20 protein-coding genes are annotated in these 21,177 nt (G+C 63.6%); 8 read left to right on the top strand and 12 right to left on the bottom strand.

The genetic code is table 11. The features are described from left to right. Positions 1-93: 93 nt before the first annotated feature. The 4 genes from fdxA to ACS3WA_RS14525 form a co-directional block, all read right to left on the bottom strand. The gene (gene fdxA / locus ACS3WA_RS14510; protein ID WP_438279215.1) at positions 94-432 is read right to left on the bottom strand and encodes a ferredoxin FdxA; all 339 of its coding nucleotides are present in this window, start codon (positions 430-432) and stop codon (positions 94-96) included. Between the two features lie 75 nt (positions 433-507). Beyond that, entirely contained in the window at positions 508-795 is a 288-nt protein-coding gene (locus ACS3WA_RS14515; protein ID WP_438279234.1) for an RNA-binding S4 domain-containing protein, read from the bottom strand. A 216-nt stretch (positions 796-1,011) separates the two neighbouring features. Next, positions 1,012-4,413 (bottom strand): helicase-related protein, encoded by a 3,402-nt coding sequence (locus ACS3WA_RS14520; protein ID WP_438279216.1) that lies wholly within the window; start codon positions 4,411-4,413, stop codon positions 1,012-1,014. A 422-nt stretch (positions 4,414-4,835) separates the two neighbouring features. Then, positions 4,836-5,675: a DUF3108 domain-containing protein gene (locus tag ACS3WA_RS14525; RefSeq protein WP_438279217.1), complete on the bottom strand. Its 840-nt coding sequence runs from the start codon at positions 5,673-5,675 to the stop codon at positions 4,836-4,838. Positions 5,676-6,027: 352 nt separating this feature from the next. On the opposite strand from ACS3WA_RS14525, the gene rpmB reads away from it, so the two are divergent. Further along, positions 6,028-6,321: a 50S ribosomal protein L28 gene (gene rpmB / locus ACS3WA_RS14530; RefSeq protein ID WP_292619011.1), complete on the top strand. Its 294-nt coding sequence runs from the start codon at positions 6,028-6,030 to the stop codon at positions 6,319-6,321. Positions 6,322-6,448: 127 nt separating this feature from the next. Here rpmB and ACS3WA_RS14535 read toward each other — a convergent pair whose 3' ends face one another. The 4 genes from ACS3WA_RS14535 to cobS all read right to left on the bottom strand — a co-directional run bounded on the left by ACS3WA_RS14535 (position 6,449) and on the right by cobS (position 11,687). Continuing rightward, the gene (locus tag ACS3WA_RS14535; protein WP_438279218.1) at positions 6,449-7,330 is read right to left on the bottom strand and encodes a patatin-like phospholipase family protein; all 882 of its coding nucleotides are present in this window, start codon (positions 7,328-7,330) and stop codon (positions 6,449-6,451) included. A gap of 70 nt (positions 7,331-7,400) precedes the next feature. Then, the gene (locus tag ACS3WA_RS14540) at positions 7,401-8,429 is read right to left on the bottom strand and encodes an esterase-like activity of phytase family protein (RefSeq protein WP_438279235.1); all 1,029 of its coding nucleotides are present in this window, start codon (positions 8,427-8,429) and stop codon (positions 7,401-7,403) included. 190 nt (positions 8,430-8,619) lie between these two features. Continuing rightward, positions 8,620-10,524, bottom strand: a complete 1,905-nt coding sequence (gene cobT / locus ACS3WA_RS14545) for a cobaltochelatase subunit CobT (protein WP_438279219.1) — start codon at positions 10,522-10,524, stop codon at positions 8,620-8,622. Between the two features lie 164 nt (positions 10,525-10,688). Then, positions 10,689-11,687 carry a cobaltochelatase subunit CobS gene (gene cobS / locus ACS3WA_RS14550; protein ID WP_438279220.1) on the bottom strand — a complete coding sequence of 333 codons (999 nt, stop codon included), beginning with the start codon at positions 11,685-11,687 and terminating at the stop codon, positions 10,689-10,691. A gap of 306 nt (positions 11,688-11,993) precedes the next feature. On the opposite strand from cobS, the gene ACS3WA_RS14555 reads away from it, so the two are divergent. Both ACS3WA_RS14555 and ACS3WA_RS14560 read left to right on the top strand, forming a co-directional pair. Continuing rightward, complete coding sequence (locus ACS3WA_RS14555) at positions 11,994-12,662, top strand: DedA family protein (RefSeq protein WP_438279221.1); 669 nt, start codon at positions 11,994-11,996, stop codon at positions 12,660-12,662. 272 nt (positions 12,663-12,934) lie between these two features. Further along, positions 12,935-13,246: a polyhydroxyalkanoic acid system family protein gene (locus ACS3WA_RS14560; RefSeq protein ID WP_438279222.1), complete on the top strand. Its 312-nt coding sequence runs from the start codon at positions 12,935-12,937 to the stop codon at positions 13,244-13,246. 28 nt (positions 13,247-13,274) lie between these two features. Here the strand turns inward: ACS3WA_RS14560 and ACS3WA_RS14565 are convergent, their stop codons facing one another. After that, on the bottom strand, positions 13,275-13,934 hold the full coding sequence (locus tag ACS3WA_RS14565) for a J domain-containing protein (protein WP_438279236.1): 660 nt from the start codon (positions 13,932-13,934) through the stop codon (positions 13,275-13,277). Between the two features lie 110 nt (positions 13,935-14,044). On the opposite strand from ACS3WA_RS14565, the gene ACS3WA_RS14570 reads away from it, so the two are divergent. The 3 genes from ACS3WA_RS14570 to ACS3WA_RS14580 all read left to right on the top strand — a co-directional run bounded on the left by ACS3WA_RS14570 (position 14,045) and on the right by ACS3WA_RS14580 (position 16,138). Further along, positions 14,045-14,320, top strand: coding sequence for a BolA family protein (locus ACS3WA_RS14570; RefSeq protein WP_438279237.1), 276 nt, complete (start codon positions 14,045-14,047; stop codon positions 14,318-14,320). A gap of 360 nt (positions 14,321-14,680) precedes the next feature. Beyond that, positions 14,681-15,814, top strand: coding sequence for a DUF2336 domain-containing protein (locus tag ACS3WA_RS14575; RefSeq protein WP_438279223.1), 1,134 nt, complete (start codon positions 14,681-14,683; stop codon positions 15,812-15,814). Between the two features lie 3 nt (positions 15,815-15,817). Then, on the top strand, positions 15,818-16,138 hold the full coding sequence (locus tag ACS3WA_RS14580; protein WP_438279224.1) for a PilZ domain-containing protein: 321 nt from the start codon (positions 15,818-15,820) through the stop codon (positions 16,136-16,138). Between the two features lie 95 nt (positions 16,139-16,233). Here the strand turns inward: ACS3WA_RS14580 and ACS3WA_RS14585 are convergent, their stop codons facing one another. The 3 genes from ACS3WA_RS14585 to ACS3WA_RS14595 form a co-directional block, all read right to left on the bottom strand. After that, positions 16,234-17,586, bottom strand: a complete 1,353-nt coding sequence (locus tag ACS3WA_RS14585; RefSeq protein WP_438279225.1) for a hemolysin family protein — start codon at positions 17,584-17,586, stop codon at positions 16,234-16,236. 125 nt (positions 17,587-17,711) lie between these two features. Beyond that, complete coding sequence (aroB, locus tag ACS3WA_RS14590; protein ID WP_438279226.1) at positions 17,712-18,863, bottom strand: 3-dehydroquinate synthase; 1,152 nt, start codon at positions 18,861-18,863, stop codon at positions 17,712-17,714. A 60-nt stretch (positions 18,864-18,923) separates the two neighbouring features. Next, positions 18,924-19,526: a shikimate kinase gene (locus ACS3WA_RS14595; protein WP_438279227.1), complete on the bottom strand. Its 603-nt coding sequence runs from the start codon at positions 19,524-19,526 to the stop codon at positions 18,924-18,926. Between the two features lie 230 nt (positions 19,527-19,756). Between ACS3WA_RS14595 and ACS3WA_RS14600 the strand changes: the two genes are divergently transcribed. Both ACS3WA_RS14600 and xerD read left to right on the top strand, forming a co-directional pair. Next, entirely contained in the window at positions 19,757-19,903 is a 147-nt protein-coding gene (locus tag ACS3WA_RS14600) for a histidine kinase (RefSeq protein ID WP_438275774.1), read from the top strand. 112 nt (positions 19,904-20,015) lie between these two features. Continuing rightward, positions 20,016-20,975 carry a site-specific tyrosine recombinase XerD gene (xerD, locus tag ACS3WA_RS14605; RefSeq protein WP_438279228.1) on the top strand — a complete coding sequence of 320 codons (960 nt, stop codon included), beginning with the start codon at positions 20,016-20,018 and terminating at the stop codon, positions 20,973-20,975. Positions 20,976-21,177: the final 202 nt, after the last annotated feature.

Consider the following 21,177-nt stretch of genomic DNA (forward strand, 5'->3'; position numbering starts at 1 on the left):
CGCTTTTGGCAGGACCGGTCAAAAACAAGGTTAAGGCCGGGATTGCCGCTGCTGGCCCGGCCCTCCCGCTGCGATGCCGACCCGGGATAAAATTCAGTCTCCCGATCCGGGGTTGGACGAAAAATACTTCTCGAATTTACCTTCCTGGCCTTCGAATTCCTTGGCGTCCGGCGGCGCATCTTTCTTCTGCGTGATGTTGGGCCAGCTTTTGGCATATTCCGCGTTCACCTCGAGCCACTTCTCCAGCCCCGGCTCGGAGTCGGGCTTGATGGCTTCGGCCGGACATTCCGGTTCACAGACACCGCAATCGATGCACTCGTCGGGATGAATGACGAGCATATTCTCGCCTTCATAGAAGCAGTCGACAGGGCAAACCTCAACGCAATCGGTGTATTTGCACTTAATGCAGGCATCGTTGACGACGTAAGTCATCCAGGGCTCCGGGAAGGTCAGATTTGCCGGCTGGGGTACCGCAGGAACAGCGTTGCTGCAAGCCGTGGAGTGGCCCTATATGTGCGATTGACTTCCGTCGGAAGCGTCTGACACGTCATCATAAAGCGCTCTTGCGGCAGTAGCGTTCCCGCGCCGTTCGGCAAATCCCGTGACCCGGAGAATGCGGACACCGCGGTCCAGTCTGACCGTGAGCACGTCATCGACCTTGAGGGGATGTCCCGGAGATTTCTCGCGCGCGCCGTTGACACGGACATGGCCGGACTCGATCAGGGCCGCCGCGTGGGTCCGGGCTCTGACCACCCGCGCATGCCACAACCACTTGTCGAGACGCTGGCGCTCCAGGACTGCCAAATAGCTCCACACTCACAGCGTTTTCGAACCAGGCATGTCCTCGGACTTGACCCGAGGATGGATGCCGGTTCGCGTGAAGAAAACGCGTAGATCAAATTCTTGAGCCCGCTTCTGATCCTATCAGAAGCGAAAGGCCCTGAAGAGGCCACGCCAAAATCGCGAACCGTTCCACAGCCGACCAGATTGGTCGCCCGCTCAATCCTTCGCTCAATCCTTGCGGCCGGAAAGCTGCTCCTTGAGCGCGGCCAGCTTCGCAAACGGCGAGTTCGGGTCCAGCGCGCGCTCACGCTCGCGCGGCGCGCTGCTGGCGTAGGGGCGGTGCGAGGGTCCGGCGTCGGGGCGTCCCTCGCGGCCACCCCCCTTGCGCGAGCCCTGAAAGCGGCCCTTGTCCTGATCCCTGTCCCGATCCCGGCCCTTGCCCTGGAACCGCTCGCGCGGCGGACGTCCCTTGCCCTCGCGCGACTCGCGGCTGGGCGCACGCTCGCTCCCGGCGGACCCGGCTTCGGCTGGCGCATCGGCGGATCGCCTGTGGCGTCCCCGCCCATGCCGCTCGCGTCCCTGCGTCCCCTCGCCCGCTTCGCCATCCGCGACCGCGGATTGTTGCACGCCATCCTGCCCCGCCTGAGGCCGGCGATGACGGTTGCGATCGTGGCGCGGACGCCGGTCGGCAGGACGGCCGCCTGGCCGCCAGACCTCGACCGTCGCTGGCTCGACTTCACTCGCAGCGACATCCGCGGCACTCGCGGCGGATGCCTCGCCCTCCGGCGCGCTCCCGGCATCGACGGCACCCGATTCGGCCTGCGCGGCGGCGTCAAATGGTGTGGGTTCAGGGGTATCGGAAACTGGTGAGACCGCGACGTCGGACGACACCGTGGCCTGCATATCCTCGGCCGCAGCCGCGGCTTCGGTCGCTGAGGCGATCGCCTCCGACGAACCCGCATCAGCCGTTGGCGGCGCGTCCGCAACCGATCCGGCATCAGGCGCGCCCGTGCTGTCCGGCGCATCTTCCTGCCCTTTAAGCATAGTGTCCGGCGCAGCCGATTCCTCCGGCGCGCACTCCGACACCTCGGCGGACGCCGCCTCCGCGCCCTCAGTTGCCGGAGCGGCCTCTGTAACGGGTGGAGACGTAACGGGTGGAGGCGCCGGGCAGCGCTCCATGCGATAGCCAAGCGCGCGCAGGATGGAGGCGAATTCCTCGCCGGCGGTTCCGACGAGCGACGTCATCGCCTGGGTCACGACGAAACCGCGGCCATCGAATGCGCCGGCCGGCATCATGCCGAGAGCGCCTTTCCGCCACGCCAGCGCCGGCCGGATCAGATCGGCCAGCCGTTCGAGGATATCGACGCGGACCACCCGCTCGCCACATTGCCGATAACCGAGGGCCCGATAGGCATCCTGACCGAGCAGCTTGTCGGCCGGAAACGAGGTGCGGCCGCTGGCAGCCAGATGCTGCGCGCTCGACAGCGCGGACAGATCGACATTGTCCTGCTTCTGCGCCCACAACAGCGAGGCCAGCGCACGCGCGGCTGGTTTCAAAAGCGCCGGGAAATGGATGTGATAGGCGCCGAAGCGCACGCCGTATTTGCGCAAGGATGCGCGCGAGGGCTGATCGAGATCTTTCATCTCAGTGGCGATCTTCGATCGCTCCAGCACGCCGAGCGCCTCGATCAACTGGAATGCGATGCCGCGCGCGATGCCGGTGACGTCCTCCGCCTTGGTCAGTTCGAACAGCGGTCCCAGCAATTTCTCGACGTGGGTCTTCAACCACAGATCGAGCCTGACCTGCACCGCATCGCGCGGAGCGCCGGTCAGACGCTCGTCGGAAATGATCCGGATCCGGGGTCGCAACACATCGTCGGCGGCGACCAGCCGCGCCACGGCGTCGCCGGTCCAGCGGATGGTGCCGTCCGAGGTCAGCACGAACTGATCGTCCGGCGCGGCGGACAGCTTTTCCGCGCGCGCTTCGATTTCGCCGGCCAGCGCCTTCTGCGCGATTGCCTGTAACGCCTTGGCTTCCGAGCCCGCCTCAGTCGCATCGGGCGCGAACGTAAAGCCGTCGAGGCGGCCGATGACATGGCCCTCTACGATCACCTCGCCGGTCTTGCCGATTTCCGTATCCAACATCGTGTTTTCCCGCAGGCGGCGCATCAATACACTGGTCCGGCGATCAACGAAACGCTCAGTGAGCCTTTGGTGCAGCGCATCAGACAATTTATTTTCGACCTCGCGCGAAATTCCCTGCCAGTGGTCAGGGTCGGTCAGCCAGTCCGGCCGGTTGGCGACGAAGGTCCAGGTCCGGATTTGCGCAATCCGTCCCGACAGGGTGTCGATGTCGCCGTCGGTGCGATCGGCCTGCGCGACCTGAGCGGCGAACCAGTCGTCAGGAACGCGACCCTTGCGCATCAGGAAGCCGAACAACGTCGTCACCAGTTCGGCATGGGCGGCCGGCGCGATCTTGCGATAGTCCGGAATCTGGCAGGCCTCCCACAGTCTCTCCACCGCCGTCGCGCCTTGCGCCATGGCGCGCACCTCGACATCGCGCGCGGCGTGATCGAGCACGCGCAGATCCTCGGCGATCGGCGCGCGGGTCAACGCCTCGTGCGAAGGCGTCAGCGCCAGTGACACCTGCAAGGCGCTGAGCGAGGAGAAGTCGAGAGCGGAATTGCGCCACTGCAGCGTCCTGACGGCCTCAAACGTGTGGTTCTGCAGCGCATTGACGAGTTCGGGCTCGAACGGCGCGCAGCGTCCGGTGGTGCCGAAGGTGCCGTTGCGGGTGGCGCGGCCGGCGCGGCCGGCGATCTGGGCGAATTCCGCCGGATTCAGCCTGCGAAACTGGTAGCCGTCATATTTGCGGTCGGAAGCGAAGGCGACGTGATCGACGTCGAGATTGAGGCCCATGCCGACCGCATCGGTGGCGACGAGATAATCCACGTCGCCGGACTGAAACATCGCGACCTGCGCATTGCGGGTGCGCGGGCTGAGCGATCCCAGCACCACTGCCGCGCCGCCGTGCTGGCGGCGGATCAGTTCGGCGATGGCGTAGACCTCGTCGGCCGAGAAAGCGACGATCGCGGTGCGGCGCGGCTGCCGGGTGATCTTGCGGTCTCCGGCGAACTCAAGCTGCGACAGCCGCGGGCGGGTGATGATGCTCGCGCCGGGCAAAAGCCGCTCGATGATCGGACGCATGGTGGCGGCGCCGAGCAGCAGCGTTTCGTCGCGGCCGCGCCGATGCAGGATGCGGTCGGTGAACACATGGCCACGCTCCAGATCGGCGGCAATCTGGATTTCATCGACGGCGAGGAACGAGACGTCGAGGTCGCGCGGCATCGCTTCCACGGTCGAGACCCAGAAGCGCGGCTTCGGCGGCTTGATCTTCTCCTCGCCGGTGATCAGTGCGACGGAATCCGCGCCGGAACGGTCGGCGATCTTGTTGTAGACCTCGCGGGCGAGCAACCGCAGCGGCAGGCCGATGATCCCGGAGGAATGCGCCAGCATCCGCTCGATCGCGAGATGGGTCTTGCCGGTGTTGGTCGGACCGAGCACCGCCGTCACGCCCGCACCGGGCGCGCGGTCATTGCCGGGCGGAGATGTCGAAGATGAAAAGACCATGTTTTCCGAGGGTTTTCGCAGCGTTGGTGAAGCGGGGATCGGACCGCCGGGATCAAAGGTGTTTCACAATGCGACGCCTGCACGGCCGCTACTTAAACTTTGGAACGAGTCCGGAACGAATCGCGCCCGAATCGCTGACTCCCGGCCTCTCCGGCTTCGTTCACCGCAACATGTCGCGTTCGGATCGACCGGCGGCAACTAGATCAAGTTTGATAGCTATCAACAAGAGCGGTTATGTCTCCCAAATTATGAATCCGTACGGCGCATGAATTCCGTGGCAGGAGTCAACAGGATTCCGTTGCGCGTATGCGGATATCGGTTTGCGATTTGAATGTGCGCAAGATGATCGAGGGCGCTTTGGAACTCTCTGCGAATCGGTCGTTTCCATTCAGAACAGCGCACCATCAGCCTGGGTTGCTGCTTTATTGCGCCTTCGCCGCGGCTTTCGGCGTCGCAGTCGTGATGAACTGGGTCGCTTCCAGCTTGCCGGTGCCGAGCGGCGTCGGAATCGTCAGGCGATAGGGCACCAGCACGCGCGTGCCGGCGATCGGCGCCAGCCAGATCTCCATATTACGCTGGGCGGCGAGATATTTGATCGCGAGGCGATCGGGGACGTAGCCGGCGATCGGCGCGAAATAGATCGCACAGACCACCGCCGGGCCATGATAGCCCTTTTCCGACTTCACCGTTTCCATGCGCTTGAAGTCGAGGCGCAGGTCGTAGCGCATGCGACCGTCGAAGACCCCGGTCGCGGCATGGCAGGCTTCCGGACCGAGCGGATCGGCGGTGCCGGGCACGCGCAGCAGCGTCGCGCTCATCGGATCGAACACGCCGCGCTTATGCGCGTCGGTGACCGGAGTACGCTTGGTATCCACCGGCGGGGTCGGCTCGATGACGAAGTCCTTCACATTGCCGCCGGCCAGCGACATGCGAATGGTCTCGGATTTCTTCGACGACGAGATGGTCGCGGTATAGGTCGCAGGAGCCAGCGCGCCGTTGACGATGCGGCCTTGTGAGCTGCCGCTGCCGGTGCCATGGGCAAATGCCTTGAGGAGTCCGGTGGTGCCGCCGCTAGCGGCGGCCGAATATTGATCGTCAGAGATGTCGACCGCCCAGGCGCCGGTTCCCACGAGAATCCCGGCCAAAGTGACGTCGTAGTGAGCCTCCAGCTTGCCCTGCGCGGCCGCCGGAGCGGTCATCGCCAACGTCGCGGCAAGGAGTGCGAGGAATGCGGTGGCCGGAGTCCAGACCAAAGCGGGCATCGACCGGGGCAACCACATTCGGGATAAGCTCACTTATGGGATGGTCCTGCTCGTCGCGTTTCGGGTTCACGCGGCTTGCAGATCCGGCTCTCAACCGCCGGTCGAGGGCCATGATGTCGATACGGATTGCGCCCTTTATATGATGGAGAGACCGGACGGTGGCTCGCCGAAAACAGGCCTGAATGAAGCATTTGGCGTTCATTTGCGCCGCAAACGACCCGCCTTTGGCCCTCCATGTCTTGACGCCCCGCCGCTCTCCTCCTATACGTCCGCCGTTCCTGAAATGGACGCGATTTCGAACCCCCGAGCCCGCCCTGAGGGCCGATGCCGGGGACGACAGAGGATTTTCGCCATGTCCCGGCGCTGCGAACTGACGGCCAAGGCTCCCCTGGTGGGCCACAGGGTCAGCCACTCCAACATCAAGACCAAGCGGCGTTTCCTGCCGAACCTGGTGAACGTCACCTTCCTGTCCGAAGCGCTGGCCCGTCCGGTGCGGCTGCGGGTATCGACCAACGCGCTGAAGAGCGTCGACCATCGCGGCGGCTTCGATGCCTTCCTGCTGAAGGCGAGGGACTCGGAGCTGTCGCCGAAAGCGATCGAGATCAAGCGCCAGATCGAGAAAAAGCAGGCCGCCAAAGCGGGCTGACAACGGCGAGCCGTCATTCGCTCACGTTCATCGTCGCCGCGAGAACATACGGGCCGGGATCGGGCGAGCCGAACCCGGCCTTTGCTTTTGCGCCTGCGGACGCCCTCGATCGTGCAGGTTGTGATGCTCAGTGCTCGTGAGGCCGCAATTCGCCGGGCACGCCGCGCTGTTCGAGCCCGCCTGCCGCGATCCAGCGCTCGGTCTTCCGGGTTGCTCGCTCGATGTGCTCTTCGGTGCGCGAAAAATCATAGGGCGAGCCGACCAGCGGGCAGAGCGGCGGCACGACGTGATACTCGATCGACGGATCGATATATTCCAGATCATCGACCATCTGCCGCGCGATCAGCAGCGTCACCGCGTGAAGCACGTTGGCGACAGCGCCCTTCGGCGGCACCTCGCCGGCGCACGCCGTTCCGGTCGGCAGAATGATGAGACGCCGCGCGCCCTTCTCGAGAGCGACCCTGATCGGCGTGTTGCTCGAGATCGCGCCGTCCGCAAGAAACATCTTTCTGTAGCGGACCGGCGCGAACACGCCGGGAATCGACGTGCTCGCCACGATCGCCTCGGTGGCCGAGCCTTCGGACAGCACGACGGCGCCGCCGGTCAGGATATTGGTGGTGACGATATGCACCGGCAGCTTCGCATCCTGAAGATTCCTGTAAGGCAGGTGATCGTCGATTAGCCTGCGCACGCCCTCATGCGAGATCAGAAAATCCCGCCGCCAGAGAAATCCGAGCAGGGTCATGACCGAGACCGGAAATACGTCCCGACGGCTGAGGCTCCGCCAGATTTCCGCGAGACGCTTCACGCCGTCGAGGGTCGGAACGCCGGCATAATAAGCGCCGTTCAAGGCCCCGACGCTCGATCCAACCACAATGTCGGCAGCGACGCCGTGCGCGGCGAGTGCTTGCATCATCCCGACCTGGATGGCGCCGAAACTCCCCCCGCCCGCGAACACGAAAGCTGTTTTGCCGGATGAATTACCGGACGATGGCGTTGAAGCTGACAAACCCGCGGCTCCTTCTGGTGGCCTGATCCTAACATCCAAGTCGTGGTTGCAGCGCCGGCCGCCGCCCCGCCTATTCGACCAGCGTGAACTGCAGCAGCAGCGTGCGCTGAATCAGCAAAAAATTGTCGTCGGACACAAGTGTCACGACGACGTCGCCGTTGTTATTGACGAACGCGTCCAGCCCTTCGAAATTGTCGATCTCCTGCCCGAGGTCCGCGTCGAAAATCGAGGGGCCGTCCACCAACGCGCCGGGCGCGACCGCCGTCATCGCAATGCGGCGGATGCGGATGCCGATGCCGCCGGTGAGCGAGAATTTGCGTTCGAGGATCAACAGATCGCCCGTGGTGGGCAGCAGGCAGGCATCGCTGATGTCGAAATTGTCGGTGCGGCGGATCGCGAACTGGCCCGGCGACGGGCCGCCGATCAGGAACGCCATGATATTTCGGCCGGCATCAAGCCCGCGCTCGGAGATCGCGATCAGCGTACCACCTAGCGGCCTGCCGGGTGGAACGACCACCAGCGCCTCCAGCCCCCGGTTGAACGGCAGCCTCCGCACGGCCGGCGGCGTCTCGACATCCTCGCCGCGGGCGCGCGTAAAGTCCTTGGCGAAATCGAACCGCATGATGCGGTTGACGCGCTCGATGCCGACATACACGAACGATCCGTCGAGCGCGATCGACTCGGTATCGAAACGTCCATGAGTGGTTATCGGCCTGCCGTCCTGACCCAGCATCGGCGCGGCTTCGACATCGGCCAGCCCGGTCATCTCGCCGGCGGTCCCATAGACGATGCGGCCGGTGATCCAGGTGCCCTTATCGCTTGCTGAAATGAATTGCCGCCCTTTCGGATCAACGCGCAGGCTCGACAGTCCTCCGAAGCCGGGAAACGACGAGGTCAGGATCAGGCCGCTGCGAAAGGCGAGCGCACCGAAGCGCGTGCGCGAGCGGTCGCGCAGGTCGAAGGAGGGGATCGGCCGCGCATTGACGGTGATCGACACCGGCGCCGGCTGTGTCAGTTCGTCGGGTGGCGGCCGCGTCGGCGGGTGCGGTGCGAATTGCGCGCGGGCGGCGGTGGGCGCGACCGCGAGGGAAGCGGCCATCACTCCCCATTTAAGCACGGTACGCCGGGTAGTCGGCTCCCCTCCCCCTCGTGGGGAGGGGTCAGGGGCGGGGTTAAGCGTTGCGGAAGACTCGGCCTTTTGGACCCCCCTCCCTAACCCTCCCCCAAAAGGGGGGAGGGAAAACACAGTCATCGCGGCAGCTCCATTGCCTTTTTGAAGCGCGCGGCTTTCATGAATGCAGCCTGCGCGGCCGCCGCACTGGCGCTGGCGGATCGTGCGTCTCGCTGAACAGTTCGGCGAGTTGTTCGGTGATGGCGCCGCCGAGTTCTTCCGCATCAACGATGGTCACCGCGCGGCGATAGTAGCGCGTCACGTCGTGACCGATGCCGATCGCGATCAGTTCGACCGGCGAACGGGTCTCGATCTCCTCGATCACCCAGCGCAGGTGACGTTCGAGATAGTTGCCGGGATTGACCGACAGCGTGGAATCGTCGACCGGCGCGCCGTCCGAGATCATCATCAGGATCTTGCGCTGCTCGCCGCGCGCAAGCAGCCGCTTGTGCGCCCAGTCCAGCGCCTCGCCGTCGATGTTCTCCTTCAGCAGGCCCTCGCGCATCATCAGTCCGAGGTTTTTCCGCGAGCGCCGCCAGGGCGCATCGGCGGCCTTGTAGATGATATGACGCAGATCGTTGAGACGGCCCGGCGTGGCCGGCTTGCCGGCGGCAAGCCACGCTTCCCGCGATTGCCCGCCCTTCCACGCCCGAGTCGTGAAGCCGAGAATTTCCACCTTGACGCCGCAGCGCTCCAGCGTGCGCGCCAGGATGTCGGCGCAGGTCGCCGCCACCGTAATGGGGCGCCCGCGCATCGAGCCGGAATTGTCGAGCAGCAGCGTCACCACGGTGTCGCGGAAGGTCGCCTCCTTCTCGTGCTTGAAGGACAGCGGCTGATAGGGATCGATCACGATGCGCGACAGCCGCGCCGGATCGAGAATACCTTCCTCCAGATCGAACTCCCAGGCGCGGTTCTGCTGCGCCATCAGACGGCGCTGCAGGCGGTTGGCGAGCCGCGCCACGATGCCCTGCAGGTGCGCGAGCTGCTTGTCGAGATAGCTGCGCAGTCGTTCCAGCTCGTCATGATCGCAGAGGTCTTCCGCCGCGATCACCTCGTCGAACTTCGGCGCGAAAGCATGATATTCCGGACCCCGAGGCTCATTGGCGCCCCTGACGTTCGGCCGCGTCGCCTCGCCCGGCGTCTCGTCGTCGCCGAGTTCGCCGTCATCGAAGGTATCGCTCGCGGAAGCCTGAGCGCTTTCGACCGCGCTGTCCGACATCTCGTCGCCGGTCTCCTGCGCCTGATCCGCGCTCATCTCCTGCACGGCATCGCTGTCGGGCGAACCCTCGGCCCCGGCCTGATCGCTCTCGCTTTCGCGGTTGTCGTCCTGGTTCTCGTCCCTGTCGGCCTCGGCGCTGGTGTCGTCGCCGAGATCGAGCTCAGACAGCAGGTCGTGCACCACGTCGCCGAACTTCGCCTGATCCTCGGTCAGGCGACTGAGCTGATCCAGCCGCGCGCCGATCTTGTCTTCCAGGTACGGACGCCACAGATCGACGATCTTGCGTGCGGCGGCCGGCGGCGCAAGGCCGGTCAGCCGCTCGCGCACCAGCATCGCCAGCGCATCCGACAACGGCGCGTCGGCGATGTCGGTGATCTCGTCGTACTTGCCGCGATGGAAATGATCATCGAGCATCGCGGTGAGATTCTTCGCGACGCCTGTCATCCGGCGGGAACCGATGGCCTCGACCCGCGCCTGCTCCACCGCGTCGAACACGCCGCGCGCCTGCGGATTGCCCGGCATCAGCTTGCGATGCACTTTCGGATCGTGGCAGGCGATCTTCAGCGCGATGGAATCCGCATGTCCCCGCACGACGGCCGCGTCGCGCTTGCTCATTTTGCGGCCGGGCTCCGGCAATCGCGCCTTGCCAGGCGACAGGCCGGGCCGCTCGACCGCAAACGTCACCTCGAGTTCCGGCCGCCGGGCGATCGCGCGCAGGCAGGACGCCACCGCGCGCTTGAACGGCTCACTCGGCGCTTCCTTCGGCCCGGTACGAAATTTGTTGTTCGGCGGTGCGGTGCTCATCGCGGTTTGGAGCCTCTTTTCCTTCTCCCCTGGGGGAGAAGTGACGCGGACGAAGTCCGTGCCGCATGAGGGGGTATCTAGATCATGAGGGAGGACACCCTCACCCGCCTCGCAGCCTGTGGCTGCTCGGCACCCTCTCCCACAAGGGGAGAGGGAAGAAAAGCTCAGCTCAACGCCACGTTGACCGCCGATTCCGCCAGTTCGACATTGAAGCAGCGCTGATAGAACTCCGCGACCAGCGGCCGCTCAAGTTCGTCGCACTTGTTGAGGAACGTGACGCGGAAGGCAAAACCGAGGTCTTCGAAGATCTCGGTGTTCTCCGCCCAGGTGATGACCGTACGCGGGCTCATCACCGTGGACAGATCGCCGTTGGCGAAGGCGTTGCGCGTCAGATCGGCGAGCCGCACCATCTTGCCGACGATGTCGCGACCCTCCGGCGTACGATAATGCTTGGCCTTGGCCAGAACGATCTCGACCTCGTTGTCGTGCGGCAGGTAGTTCAGCGTGGTGACGATATTCCAGCGGTCCATCTGCGCCTGATTGATCTGCTGGGTGCCGTGATAAAGGCCCGAGGTGTCGCCGAGGCCGATGGTATTCGCGGTCGCGAACAGGCGGAACGCCGGATGCGGCTTGATGACCCGGCTCTGGTCGAGCAGCGTCAGGCGCCCTGAGGATTCCAGCACGCGCTGGATCACGAACATCACATCGGGGCGGCCTGCGTCGTATTCGTCGAAACACAGCGCAACGTTGTTCTGATAGGCCCACGGCAAAATGCCGTCGCGGAATTCGGTGACCTGCTTGCCGTCCTTCACAACGATCGCATCCTTGCCGACCAGATCGATCCGGCTGATGTGGCTGTCGAGATTGACGCGCACGCAGGGCCAGTTCAACCGCGCGGCCACCTGCTCGATATGGGTCGATTTGCCGGTGCCGTGAAAGCCGGTGACCATGACCCGGCGATTCCTGGCGAAACCCGCCAGAATGGCGAGTGTAGTCGCACGATCGAAGCGGTAATCCGGATCGACGTCGGGCACGTGCGGATCGGTTGCGGAATAGGCAGGGACCTCGAGATCGCTGTCGATCCCGAACACCTGCCGTACCGAGACCTTCATGTCTGGCAAACCTGCGGAGGTTTCGGTTTTGGTCATGGCGGCGGTCGTCATCAATCCTCCGAGGTTCGGGCGCGCTCCCGAAACCAGAACTGCGTGGCTTGCGGATGAGTGGGTCGCACGAAATTTAGCAGAGAGCGGAAGCCGGCAGAAGCCCGCTGCGCGATCAAAGTTCCTTCGTGATATCATCAAGATATATGCTGGCGGCGGATTTTTAAGGGCTGCCCTGCGAATCAGCGGGAGGCTGCGAGGACAATCGTACGGAACCGAACCATCAACCGTCGGGAACGTTGCCGACCGCAGAGTGTGCTAATGGGGGACCGGAAATCCGTCCCCCGGGAAGCTGAAAACGGGATATTCGTGAGTTCACTGATCGACCCATTGGTTGCGTTCGTCTCGGCCCACGCCTGGCTCGCCTATCTCACGATATTTCTCGCAGCGTTGCTGGAGGCGGTTCCGGTGCTGGGTTCGCTGGTGCCAGGCTCGACCATCATTCTCGCGCTGAGCGCGCTGATTCCCGGTGGCGACCTTCAACTGGTGGCGGTGCTGGCCGCCGCCGTCTCCGGCGCCATGCTCGGCGACGGAACGGCGTTCTGGACCGGCCATCGCTCCAAACGCGAAATCCTCAGTTCCTGGCCGATGTCCCGGTATCCCGGCGTGATCGAACAAAGCGAAACGTTCTTCAACCGCTGGGGCACGCTCGCGGTGTTCTTCGCGCGATTTGTCCCACCGGTCCGCGCCTTCGTGCCGATCACGGCCGGCGCGCTGGCGATGCCGCCGTCGCGATTTTATGCGGTGAACATTCCGGCGATCCTGCTCTGGGCTCCGGCGCATGTCTTGCCCGGCGTGCTGGCAGTTACGGCGCTGCATGAATACAGCGGGCTGCCCCACCACACTCACGTCGGCAAGCTGATCTGGATTCCGACGGTGTTCGTCATAGCCGCGATCGCCGGCGCCGCGACATGGTGGCGGCGCCGCCGGCGCGGCATTAACTTACGCGCCAAACCCGCATCTGAACGACCCGGCTAGTGGTCCGGTTCCAACATTCGCATCCCGTTTCAACAGACGCTTTTACGAATGTTAGAACCACTGGCAACTATAAGCTTCTGGTGGAGTTCTGGATTTGACATTCGCATTGCGCGCCCGCAGCAGTTGGGAAACGAATGTCAAATCCACTCCACTAGAGCCTCTCCGCTTCTGATGGAATCAGAAGCCGAGCTCTATATTTTTGATTTGACGCGTTTTCTTGACGCGAACCGGTAGCCACTTCGCTTGAAAACGCTCTAACCATTGGATCAATCATGACCAAACCTCTCGTGGTTTCCATCCCGCATCGCCTCGGCAAGGATGAAGCACTGCGCCGGATGAAGGCGGGGCTCGGCAGTGCCCGAACGCAGTACGCCCAGTTCATCCAGGTCAACGAGGAAGTGTGGAGCGGCGACCGCCTGGCGTTCGCCGTCACCGCCATGAAGCAGCAGGTGTCGGGAATCCTGGATGTGTTCGAGGACCATGTCCGCCTCGAAGTAACCCTGCCGTGGCTGCTCAACAGCCTGGCCCACGGAATTCAGAGCGTCATCCAGAAAAAGGGCACGCTGATGCTGGAAAAGAAGTAGAGCCTGCTAAAAAGTAGCCGGCTAAACGTCAGGCGCCGCGCACAACCGTCTTCAGATAGTTGTACGCCTTGATGATCTCGATCAGGCGATCTTCCGTCGAGCGGTCGCCGCCATTGGCGTCGGGATGATGCTGCTTCACCAGCATCTTGTATTTGGCCTTGACGGTTTCGAGCGTCGCGTCGGCGCCGAGTCCCATCACCTGCAGCGCTTTACGCTCCGCATTGAAGATCTTGCGCGTCTCGGGTTTGGCCTCGGACCCCGCCCCGGGACCGGGCCGCCACCTTCCGCGACCATTGAGTTCGCCAAGCATGCTGAAGGGATCGGCCGTGCCGTCGAGATCGATGGCGTCGGTCTTGCCTTTGCCGCGGGTGCCGTTGGCACCCATCTTCCAGGTCGGACGGTGGCCGGTCAGCGCATCCTTCTGATAACGCGCGACCGCTTCCGCATTCATGCCCTGAAAAAAATTGTAGGACTGATTGTAGGCGCGGACATGATCGAGGCAAAAATGGAAATAGCCGCGCTCGTTGCCGCGGCCTTTCGGCGCGCGGTGCGATCCCCGGTTCTGACAGTCGGGCCACTCGCAAGCGACCGCTTCGTCGCGCGCGCGCGGCTGCTTCGCACCAGCCTTCGGGCCGGCCCTGGGCTTGATGCGGATGCTGTCGAAGAATTTTGATGTATCGATCGGCATGACCATCTTTGACACCGCAACGCTTTACGCTTCAAGTCTTGACATCGGATTTATTCCGCCATCGCCCGCGCCATTGACGGACGAGAGCGATGGGCGTTAAGTCGCTCGCCATGAGCGTCAGGGACAGCATCGCAAAGAAACTGAACGAGGCTTTCACGCCGGAGAGCCTCGACGTCGCCGACGAATCACATCTTCACGAGGGTCACGCCGGCCATCGGCCGGGCGGCGAAACGCATTTCCGCGTTAATATCGTGTCGCGAGCGTTCGAAGGGAAGAGCCGGATCGATCGCCACCGCATGATCAATACGCTGCTCGCGGAGGAACTGGCGGGCAGCGTTCACGCGCTGGCGATTCGGGCGCTGGCGCCGGACGAACAGAGGCACTGAACGGGCGGCCGGACACTTTGCCTGGATCCGGATCGGAGCGAAAACGGCCTGCCTTGCGCCTTTCGCGTCAAACAACGCCCGCCGAATGCCCCCGTCCCGGCCGTCAACAATCCTGCGAGATTGCGCATGGGCGCATCCGGAGCGGATTAAGAAAGTCTTTGGCGGTCTTCCGCCCGCATCCTTCTTAAAAAAGATATTGGACACGCACGACCAGCGAGCGGTCCGCCGATAATTTCGACGTTGTTTTTATGGGAAATTAACCCGCTACTTAGAACATCGGAGCAAAATACCGCCGTCGTACGGTAGAACGCGAACGCAATGGAGCGTAGCGCGCCGGGATTGACTCGCTGGGATCATGCAATGTCCGAAGCAGCCTCAACGGCGCTGATCGAGGAACTGGAAAGTGCGGTGCAGGGCGGCTCGTCCGAGCGGCGGCTCCAGATGCTTCGCCAGGTCACCGATCTGTTCCTGTCCGATGCGGACAGGCTGAACGAAAATCAGATCGGCGTTTTCGATGACGTCCTCGTCCGGCTCATGGAGCAGATGGAAACGCGGGCGCTGGCGCAACTCGGCACGACGCTTTCCGGTTCGAAGACTGCTCCGAAGGAAACCATCCGGCAGCTTGCCTATCATGAGGAAGTATCCGTCGCGGTCCCGGTTCTGACGAAATCCGCCCGGCTTTCCGAAGGCGATCTGATCGAGATCGCGAATCTGCGTGGGCCGCAGCATCTGCTGGCCATTTCGCACCGCGACTCGCTGAGCGAAGGCGTGACAGACGTCCTGCTCCGACGCGGCGATTCGCAAGTCTCCCACGCACTCGCCAAGAATGCGGGCGCTCGCTTCTCCGACTTTGGCTATGCCACCCTGGTCGAAAGCTCCGAAAAAGACGATGCGCTCGCCGAGAAACTGGGGCTGCGGATCGACATCCCGCTCAAGGTGCTGCGCGAACTTCTTTCCAGAGCCAGCGCCGCCGTCCGCGACCGCCTGCTCAAGGTCGCGCCGCCGGAGATGCGCGCGAAGATTCAGGAAGCGATCCGGGCGGTCGTCGAACAGATCGCCGCCCCGGCGCTCGTGCCGGAAGACTACACCGAATCGGAATCGATGGTCCTTGCCATGAACCGGGCCGGAAAACTTGGCGATCAGACCATCAACCGGTTTGCGATGCAGGGCGAATACATCCACATCGTCGCAGCGCTCTCGCTGTTGAATTCGGTAAAAATCGAAGCGATCGAGCCGCTGATCACAAACCCCCGCCCCGACGGGCTGATTGTCGCGTGCAAGGCCGCCCGGCTGAACTGGTCGACGACCAGCATGATCCTGCGCAATCGCCCGCATTGCCGTCCCCTGAGCAAGCAGGACTTCGAAAACGGCCGGGAAGTGTTCGAGGCGCTTTCGCTGTCCTCGGCGCAACGCACGATCCGGTTCTGGTCGGCGCGCGGTTCGGCGAGGAAAGCCGACGCGCCGAACACGGCGGTCGCCATTTCGGACATCTAAGCCGTGAGTTGGGGTAACCGAAAAGCCGACCGGGTGACGTTTGCCACGGGCCATACCGTCCTGATGATGGCAATCGACGGAACATGGCAACGGTCGTGCATCCTGCTGGACATCTCGAAAACCGGCGCGCGGCTTCATGTCAAGGATTCGATCGAAGGGCTGAACCTCAAGGAATTCTTTCTGCTGTTATCGTCGACCGGACTGGCCTTTCGCCGCTGCGAACTCGTACGCATCAATGGCGACGAGATCGGCGTCAAATTCGTCGAGGACAAGGATCCAGGCAAGAAGAAAAAAGGGCGTGCGCTCGCCAGATCGGATACGTGACGCGCCGCGTATCCGCGTTTGAGCCGCCGGCCCGCATAACCAGCCACGCTCCGCTTTTGCGCCTTCCTTCCGAAGGTCGCACGCCGCTTCGGTCGTCAGGTCGGCGTTCGCGCCTGCTTTGGTCTGTTTTCCATCGCCTCCGCCCCGCGCGGCACCGGCTGGATGCGCAGCGCGGTGATGCGGTTGCGCTCGCGGCGCAAAACCCGGAAGCGAAAACCGTGAAAGGTAAAATTCTGACCGCGCTCGGGGATCGAGCGCGCCTCGTGGATCACGAGGCCCGCGATCGTGGTCGCCTCCTCGTCCGGCAGATGCCAGTTCATGGCCCGATTGAGATCGCGGATCGGCACCGAGCCGTCCACCACCACCGATCCGTCGGCCTGCTGGCGGACCCCGGCCACCACCACGTCGTGCTCGTCGGAAATGTCGCCGACAATCTCCTCCAGAACGTCTTCCAGCGTCACCATGCCCTCGACTTCGCCGTATTCGTCGACCACCAGCGCGAAATGGGTTTTGCGGCGGCGAAACGCCTTGAGCTGATCGGATACCGGACGCATTTCCGGCACGAACCACGGCGGCAGTGCAATGGCGCCGGCGTTGATGCGCGACAGGTCGCCGTCCGAAGCCAGGATCGCCCTTAGCAGATCCTTGGCATGAAGCACGCCGATGATGTTTTCCGGCTTGTCGCGCCAGAGCGGAATCCGGGTGTATTCGCTCGCAAGCACCTCGCGCACCAGCTCCTCCGGCGGCAAGTCGGCATTGATCGTCACCATCGCCGTGCGATGGACCATCACGTCGGACACGGCGAGATCGCCGAAGCGAAACACATTCTGGATGTATTCGGCCTCGCCGCTTTCGATCCCGCCGTGCTCGGCGGATTCGCCGACCAGTCCTTCCAGCTCCGCGCCGGTCAATACGTCATGCTGCGAGACTTCCTTGACGCGAAGCACGCGCAGGATGGCGCGCGACGCCGAATTGAGCAGCCAGTTCAGCGGAAAAAACAGCAGGTAGGACGCGTGAAGCGGATAGGCGATCCATTGCGACACCGGCTCGGGCTGGCGGATCGCCAGCGTCTTCGGCACCTGTTCGCCGATCACGATATGCAGCGAGGAAAACACCAGAAAGCCGGTGAGGAACGAGGTCAGGCGCAGTGCCGGTTCCGGCATGCCGAGCGGCCTCAGCAAGGGTTCGAGCAGCGTCGCCACCGTCGGCTCGCCGACCCAGCCGAGACCGAGTGACGCCATGGTGATGCCGAGTTGGCAGCAGGCGAGATAGGCCTCGATGTTGCCGACGATGTCATGCACGAGCCGCGCGCCGAATGCGCGGCGCTCGACCATGGCCTTGACGCGGAAGCCGCGGCTTTTCACCAGCGCGAATTCGGCCGCAACGAAGAACGCATTGGCGGCAAGCAGCAGCAATGCAAGCAATATCTGGAGGAGCGTCGAACTCATCGGGGGCCCATGACCATGCCGGACTATAACGTCTTCCCGAGAGGTGGGTACCGGTTCGCGCGAAGAAAAAGCGTCACGTCAGAATAGAGTCCCGCTGCTATTTCCACTGCTTTGATTTGAAAATCCTAAGCCGGCGCGTCTGCGAGCTTGCCGGCAAGAAAGTCGCGGACCGTCGCCGGTTCGACGTCGGACGTTACGACCGCCTGGCCGATCGCTTTCAGCAGGATGAAGGTGAGGCGGCCGCGCTTCACCTTCTTGTCCTGCGCCATCAACGCCATAAGCCCGTCCGCGTCTGCCAGACCTTCCTGCTTGAAGCCGGCTATGTCCTGCAACCTCGTCGGCAAGCCCGCCGCCGCCAGATGCCGTTTGATGCGGGACACATCGGTTTCCGCGATCATCTCCAGCCGGCACGACAGTTCGGCGGCCAGCACCATGCCGATCGACACCGCCTCGCCGTGATAGAGCCGGTCGGAAAACCCGGTCGCGGTTTCCAGCGCGTGGCCGAAGGTGTGGCCGAGATTGAGCAGCGCCCGCTCGCCGGTCTCGCGCTCGTCGCGGGCGACGATGGCGGCCTTGGCGCGGCAACTGGCGGCGATCGCGTATTCGCGCGCCGCGCCGCCCCTGACGATCTCGGCATGGTTGGTTTCCAGCCACGCGAAGAACGGCTCGTCGCCAAGCAGGCCGTATTTGGCGACCTCGGCATAGCCGGCGCGGAACTGGCGCGGCGACAGCGTGTCCAGCACGGCGGTGTCTGCGACCACCAAAATCGGCTGATGAAAAGCTCCGATCAGGTTCTTGCCCCGCGGCGAGTTGATGCCGGTCTTGCCGCCCACCGAGGAATCCACCTGCGCCAGCAGCGACGTCGGCACCTGCACGAAATCGACGCCGCGGCGGACGATGGCGGCGGCAAAGCCCGCGAGGTCGCCGACCACGCCGCCGCCGAGCGCGACCACGAGATCGTTGCGCTCGATTTTCGCGGCGATCAGCTCCTCGCAAACGAACTCGATGCCTTCGTAGCTTTTCGAAACCTCGCCTTCATCGACGACGATCTGCGATGTCGCGATGCCGGCGCCTTGCAGCGAGGCCTCGGTCCGCCGCAGCCAATGGGTCGCAACATATTCATCAGTGACGATCGCCACACGCGCGCCCGGGCGCAGCGCAGCGATTCGCTCGCCGAGCGAGGGCAGAATGCCTCGGCCGATGACGATGTCGTAGGAACGGTGGCCGAGCGCGACATCGACTGTGATCGGGTCGGGAGTTTTCAGCGAAGCGGTCATCGCGTGGTGCCAAATCCTTTGATGTCAAAGTCTTTCAATCGTTCGTGGCGAACCGCGGCTTCAGTTCCGCCGGTCCGCAAGGGTCAGCCGGTGGTGAAGCAAGTCGATGCATTCATCGACGATCTTCTCATACGGCACGTCGCGCGAGGCGATCGTAAGATCCGCCAGTTGGTAGAGGGGCTCACGCTCGGCGATAAGGCGCCCGATCGTCGCGGCGGGATCGGCCGTTTGCAGCAGAGGTCGATCGGCGCGTCGCCTGATCCGGCGCAGGATCACCTCGGCGTCCGCCTTGAGCCAGATCGAGATCGCCCGCTCAGCGATGCGCGCGCGGGTCTGTTCGCGCAGCACGGCGCCGCCGCCGGTAGCAAGCACCATCGGACCGTTGCCCAGCAGCCGCGCGATCACCCGCGCTTCGCCATCCCGGAAATGCGCCTCGCCATGGGTTTCGAAAATTTCGGGAATCGACATGCCGGCGGCGAGTTCAATCTCGGCATCGGCGTCGACGAACCGCATCGCGAGACGCGTCGCGAGACGCCGGCCGATCGTGGACTTTCCGGCTCCCATCATGCCGACAAGCACCAGCGACCGGCCGTCGAGCGCCGCCACGATCGCGCTCTCCGGGGACGTGCCCGCACTGGCCTGTGAAACGGTTTCGGACGTCAAAAAGACACCTGTCGGAACGCGGTTGCAAGCGTGGATGAACTGGCCCCACGGTTCTGACATCCGAACGGCGGGTCGCTGAAACGGATGCCGACGTCAGATTGGACCATCTCTTCCCGCCAGCTATACTACTCTCGTCGAGGGGGTTGCCAGAGACTCTTGCACCGATCCGGCGAACATGTTGGTACTCATTGCGTTCGTCCCGAGGGTCACTATCGCGTTCCGGACCGCCAATGCCCAGCCTGCTCCGTTTCCTGACTGTCGTCGCGGCGATTGGCGCGATCGGCTACGGCGTGATCTTCGCGCTGGCGAATTTCGTCAATCCCGCGCCGCGGGAAATGACTGTGACCATCCACCCGGACAAATTTCTCAAGAAATAGCTGCTAGAGCTATTCCGGCTTTGATGGAATCAAAGCTCCAGCTTTTTGTTTTGATGCGTTTTCCTTATGCGAAACGGTATCCACTTCGCTCGAAAACGCTATAGGCGGCGGCATGACATCCGACAAATCATCCGACCCCAGGCTGACCGACCTGTTCCTCGACATGCTGGCGGCCGAGCAAGGCGCCGGCGAGAACACGCTTGGCGCCTACCGTCGCGACCTCGAGGACTTTTCCGCATTCCTGACGCGCGCTGGCGAAAATTTCGTCACCGCCGGCACCCAGACCCTGCGGGACTATCTCGGCGATCTCGACGTGCGTGGCTTCAAGTCTTCGAGCGTCGCTCGCCGTCTTTCGGCGATGCGCCATCTGTTTCGCTTTCTGCTGAGCGAACGGATCAGGAGCGACGATCCTGCCGCCATCCTGTCGGGGCCGAAGCGCGGACGAAGCCTGCCGAAAGTGCTGTCGATCGCCGATGTCGATCGCCTGCTCGCGTGGGCGAAGACTGCGATTGACGCGCCCGGCGCCTCAACCACCCAGCGATTGCGCGCCGCGCGGCTGTATTGCCTGCTCGAAGTGCTCTACGCCACCGGGCTCCGGGTGTCCGAACTGATGTCGCTACCGCTGTCGGCCGCGCGGCGCGACGCGCGCATGATCGTGGTGCGCGGCAAGGGTGACAAGGAACGGCTGGTGCCACTGAACGAGGGGTCACGGCAGGCGATGGCCGATTATCTCGCCGCGATGGCCGATCAGCATGGCGCGGGCAAAGCAGCCACAGCAAAGCCGAAATGGCTGTTCCCCTCGTTCGGCGAAAGCGGTCACCTGACGCGGCAGCATTTCGCACGCGAACTGAAGGAACTGGCCGCCGCGGCGGGTCTCGCACCTCGGCTGGTCTCGCCCCACGTGCTGCGTCACGCCTTCGCGAGCCACCTGCTGCATAACGGGGCGGACTTGCGAATCGTGCAGACGCTGCTCGGCCACACCGACATCTCGACCACGCAAATCTACACGCACGTCGTGGAAGAACGGTTGAAGAGTCTGGTGCGCGATCTTCATCCACTGGCGAAGGCCTGACTGCTGGTGCAAGACGATGCGGTTCAAGACATTGAACGTGCGAAACGTCGGCGGCGTCCGGGTGTTACCGGACCATCACACGGCCGCACCAAATCTTGCCTCGGCCAAGTTCCACCTTCCATCCCGCGTCAGCCGCTCTAATCTGTAGGTAATTGAAAAGGTCGATTCGCATCGGCCTCATGTCGCCGGTTCGGCGACCCAC

The sequence above is a fragment of the Nitrobacter sp. genome, assembly GCF_051535235.1.
Taxonomy (GTDB): domain Bacteria; phylum Pseudomonadota; class Alphaproteobacteria; order Rhizobiales; family Xanthobacteraceae; genus Nitrobacter.

Coding starts and splice junctions, on each gene's coding strand:
- fdxA (WP_438279215.1), bottom strand. CDS start 432: ATGACTTACGTCGTCAACGATGCCTGCATTAAGTGCAAATACACCGAT.
- ACS3WA_RS14520 (WP_438279216.1), bottom strand. CDS start 4,413: ATGGTCTTTTCATCTTCGACATCTCCGCCCGGCAATGACCGCGCGCCC.
- ACS3WA_RS14525 (WP_438279217.1), bottom strand. CDS start 5,675: ATGCCCGCTTTGGTCTGGACTCCGGCCACCGCATTCCTCGCACTCCTT.
- rpmB (WP_292619011.1), top strand. CDS start 6,028: ATGTCCCGGCGCTGCGAACTGACGGCCAAGGCTCCCCTGGTGGGCCAC.
- ACS3WA_RS14540 (WP_438279235.1), bottom strand. CDS start 8,429: ATGGCCGCTTCCCTCGCGGTCGCGCCCACCGCCGCCCGCGCGCAATTC.
- cobT (WP_438279219.1), bottom strand. CDS start 10,524: ATGAGCACCGCACCGCCGAACAACAAATTTCGTACCGGGCCGAAGGAA.
- cobS (WP_438279220.1), bottom strand. CDS start 11,687: ATGACGACCGCCGCCATGACCAAAACCGAAACCTCCGCAGGTTTGCCA.
- ACS3WA_RS14560 (WP_438279222.1), top strand. CDS start 12,935: ATGACCAAACCTCTCGTGGTTTCCATCCCGCATCGCCTCGGCAAGGAT.
- ACS3WA_RS14565 (WP_438279236.1), bottom strand. CDS start 13,934: ATGCCGATCGATACATCAAAATTCTTCGACAGCATCCGCATCAAGCCC.
- ACS3WA_RS14570 (WP_438279237.1), top strand. CDS start 14,045: ATGAGCGTCAGGGACAGCATCGCAAAGAAACTGAACGAGGCTTTCACG.
- ACS3WA_RS14575 (WP_438279223.1), top strand. CDS start 14,681: ATGTCCGAAGCAGCCTCAACGGCGCTGATCGAGGAACTGGAAAGTGCG.
- ACS3WA_RS14585 (WP_438279225.1), bottom strand. CDS start 17,586: ATGAGTTCGACGCTCCTCCAGATATTGCTTGCATTGCTGCTGCTTGCC.
- aroB (WP_438279226.1), bottom strand. CDS start 18,863: ATGACCGCTTCGCTGAAAACTCCCGACCCGATCACAGTCGATGTCGCG.
- ACS3WA_RS14600 (WP_438275774.1), top strand. CDS start 19,757: ATGCCCAGCCTGCTCCGTTTCCTGACTGTCGTCGCGGCGATTGGCGCG.
- xerD (WP_438279228.1), top strand. CDS start 20,016: ATGACATCCGACAAATCATCCGACCCCAGGCTGACCGACCTGTTCCTC.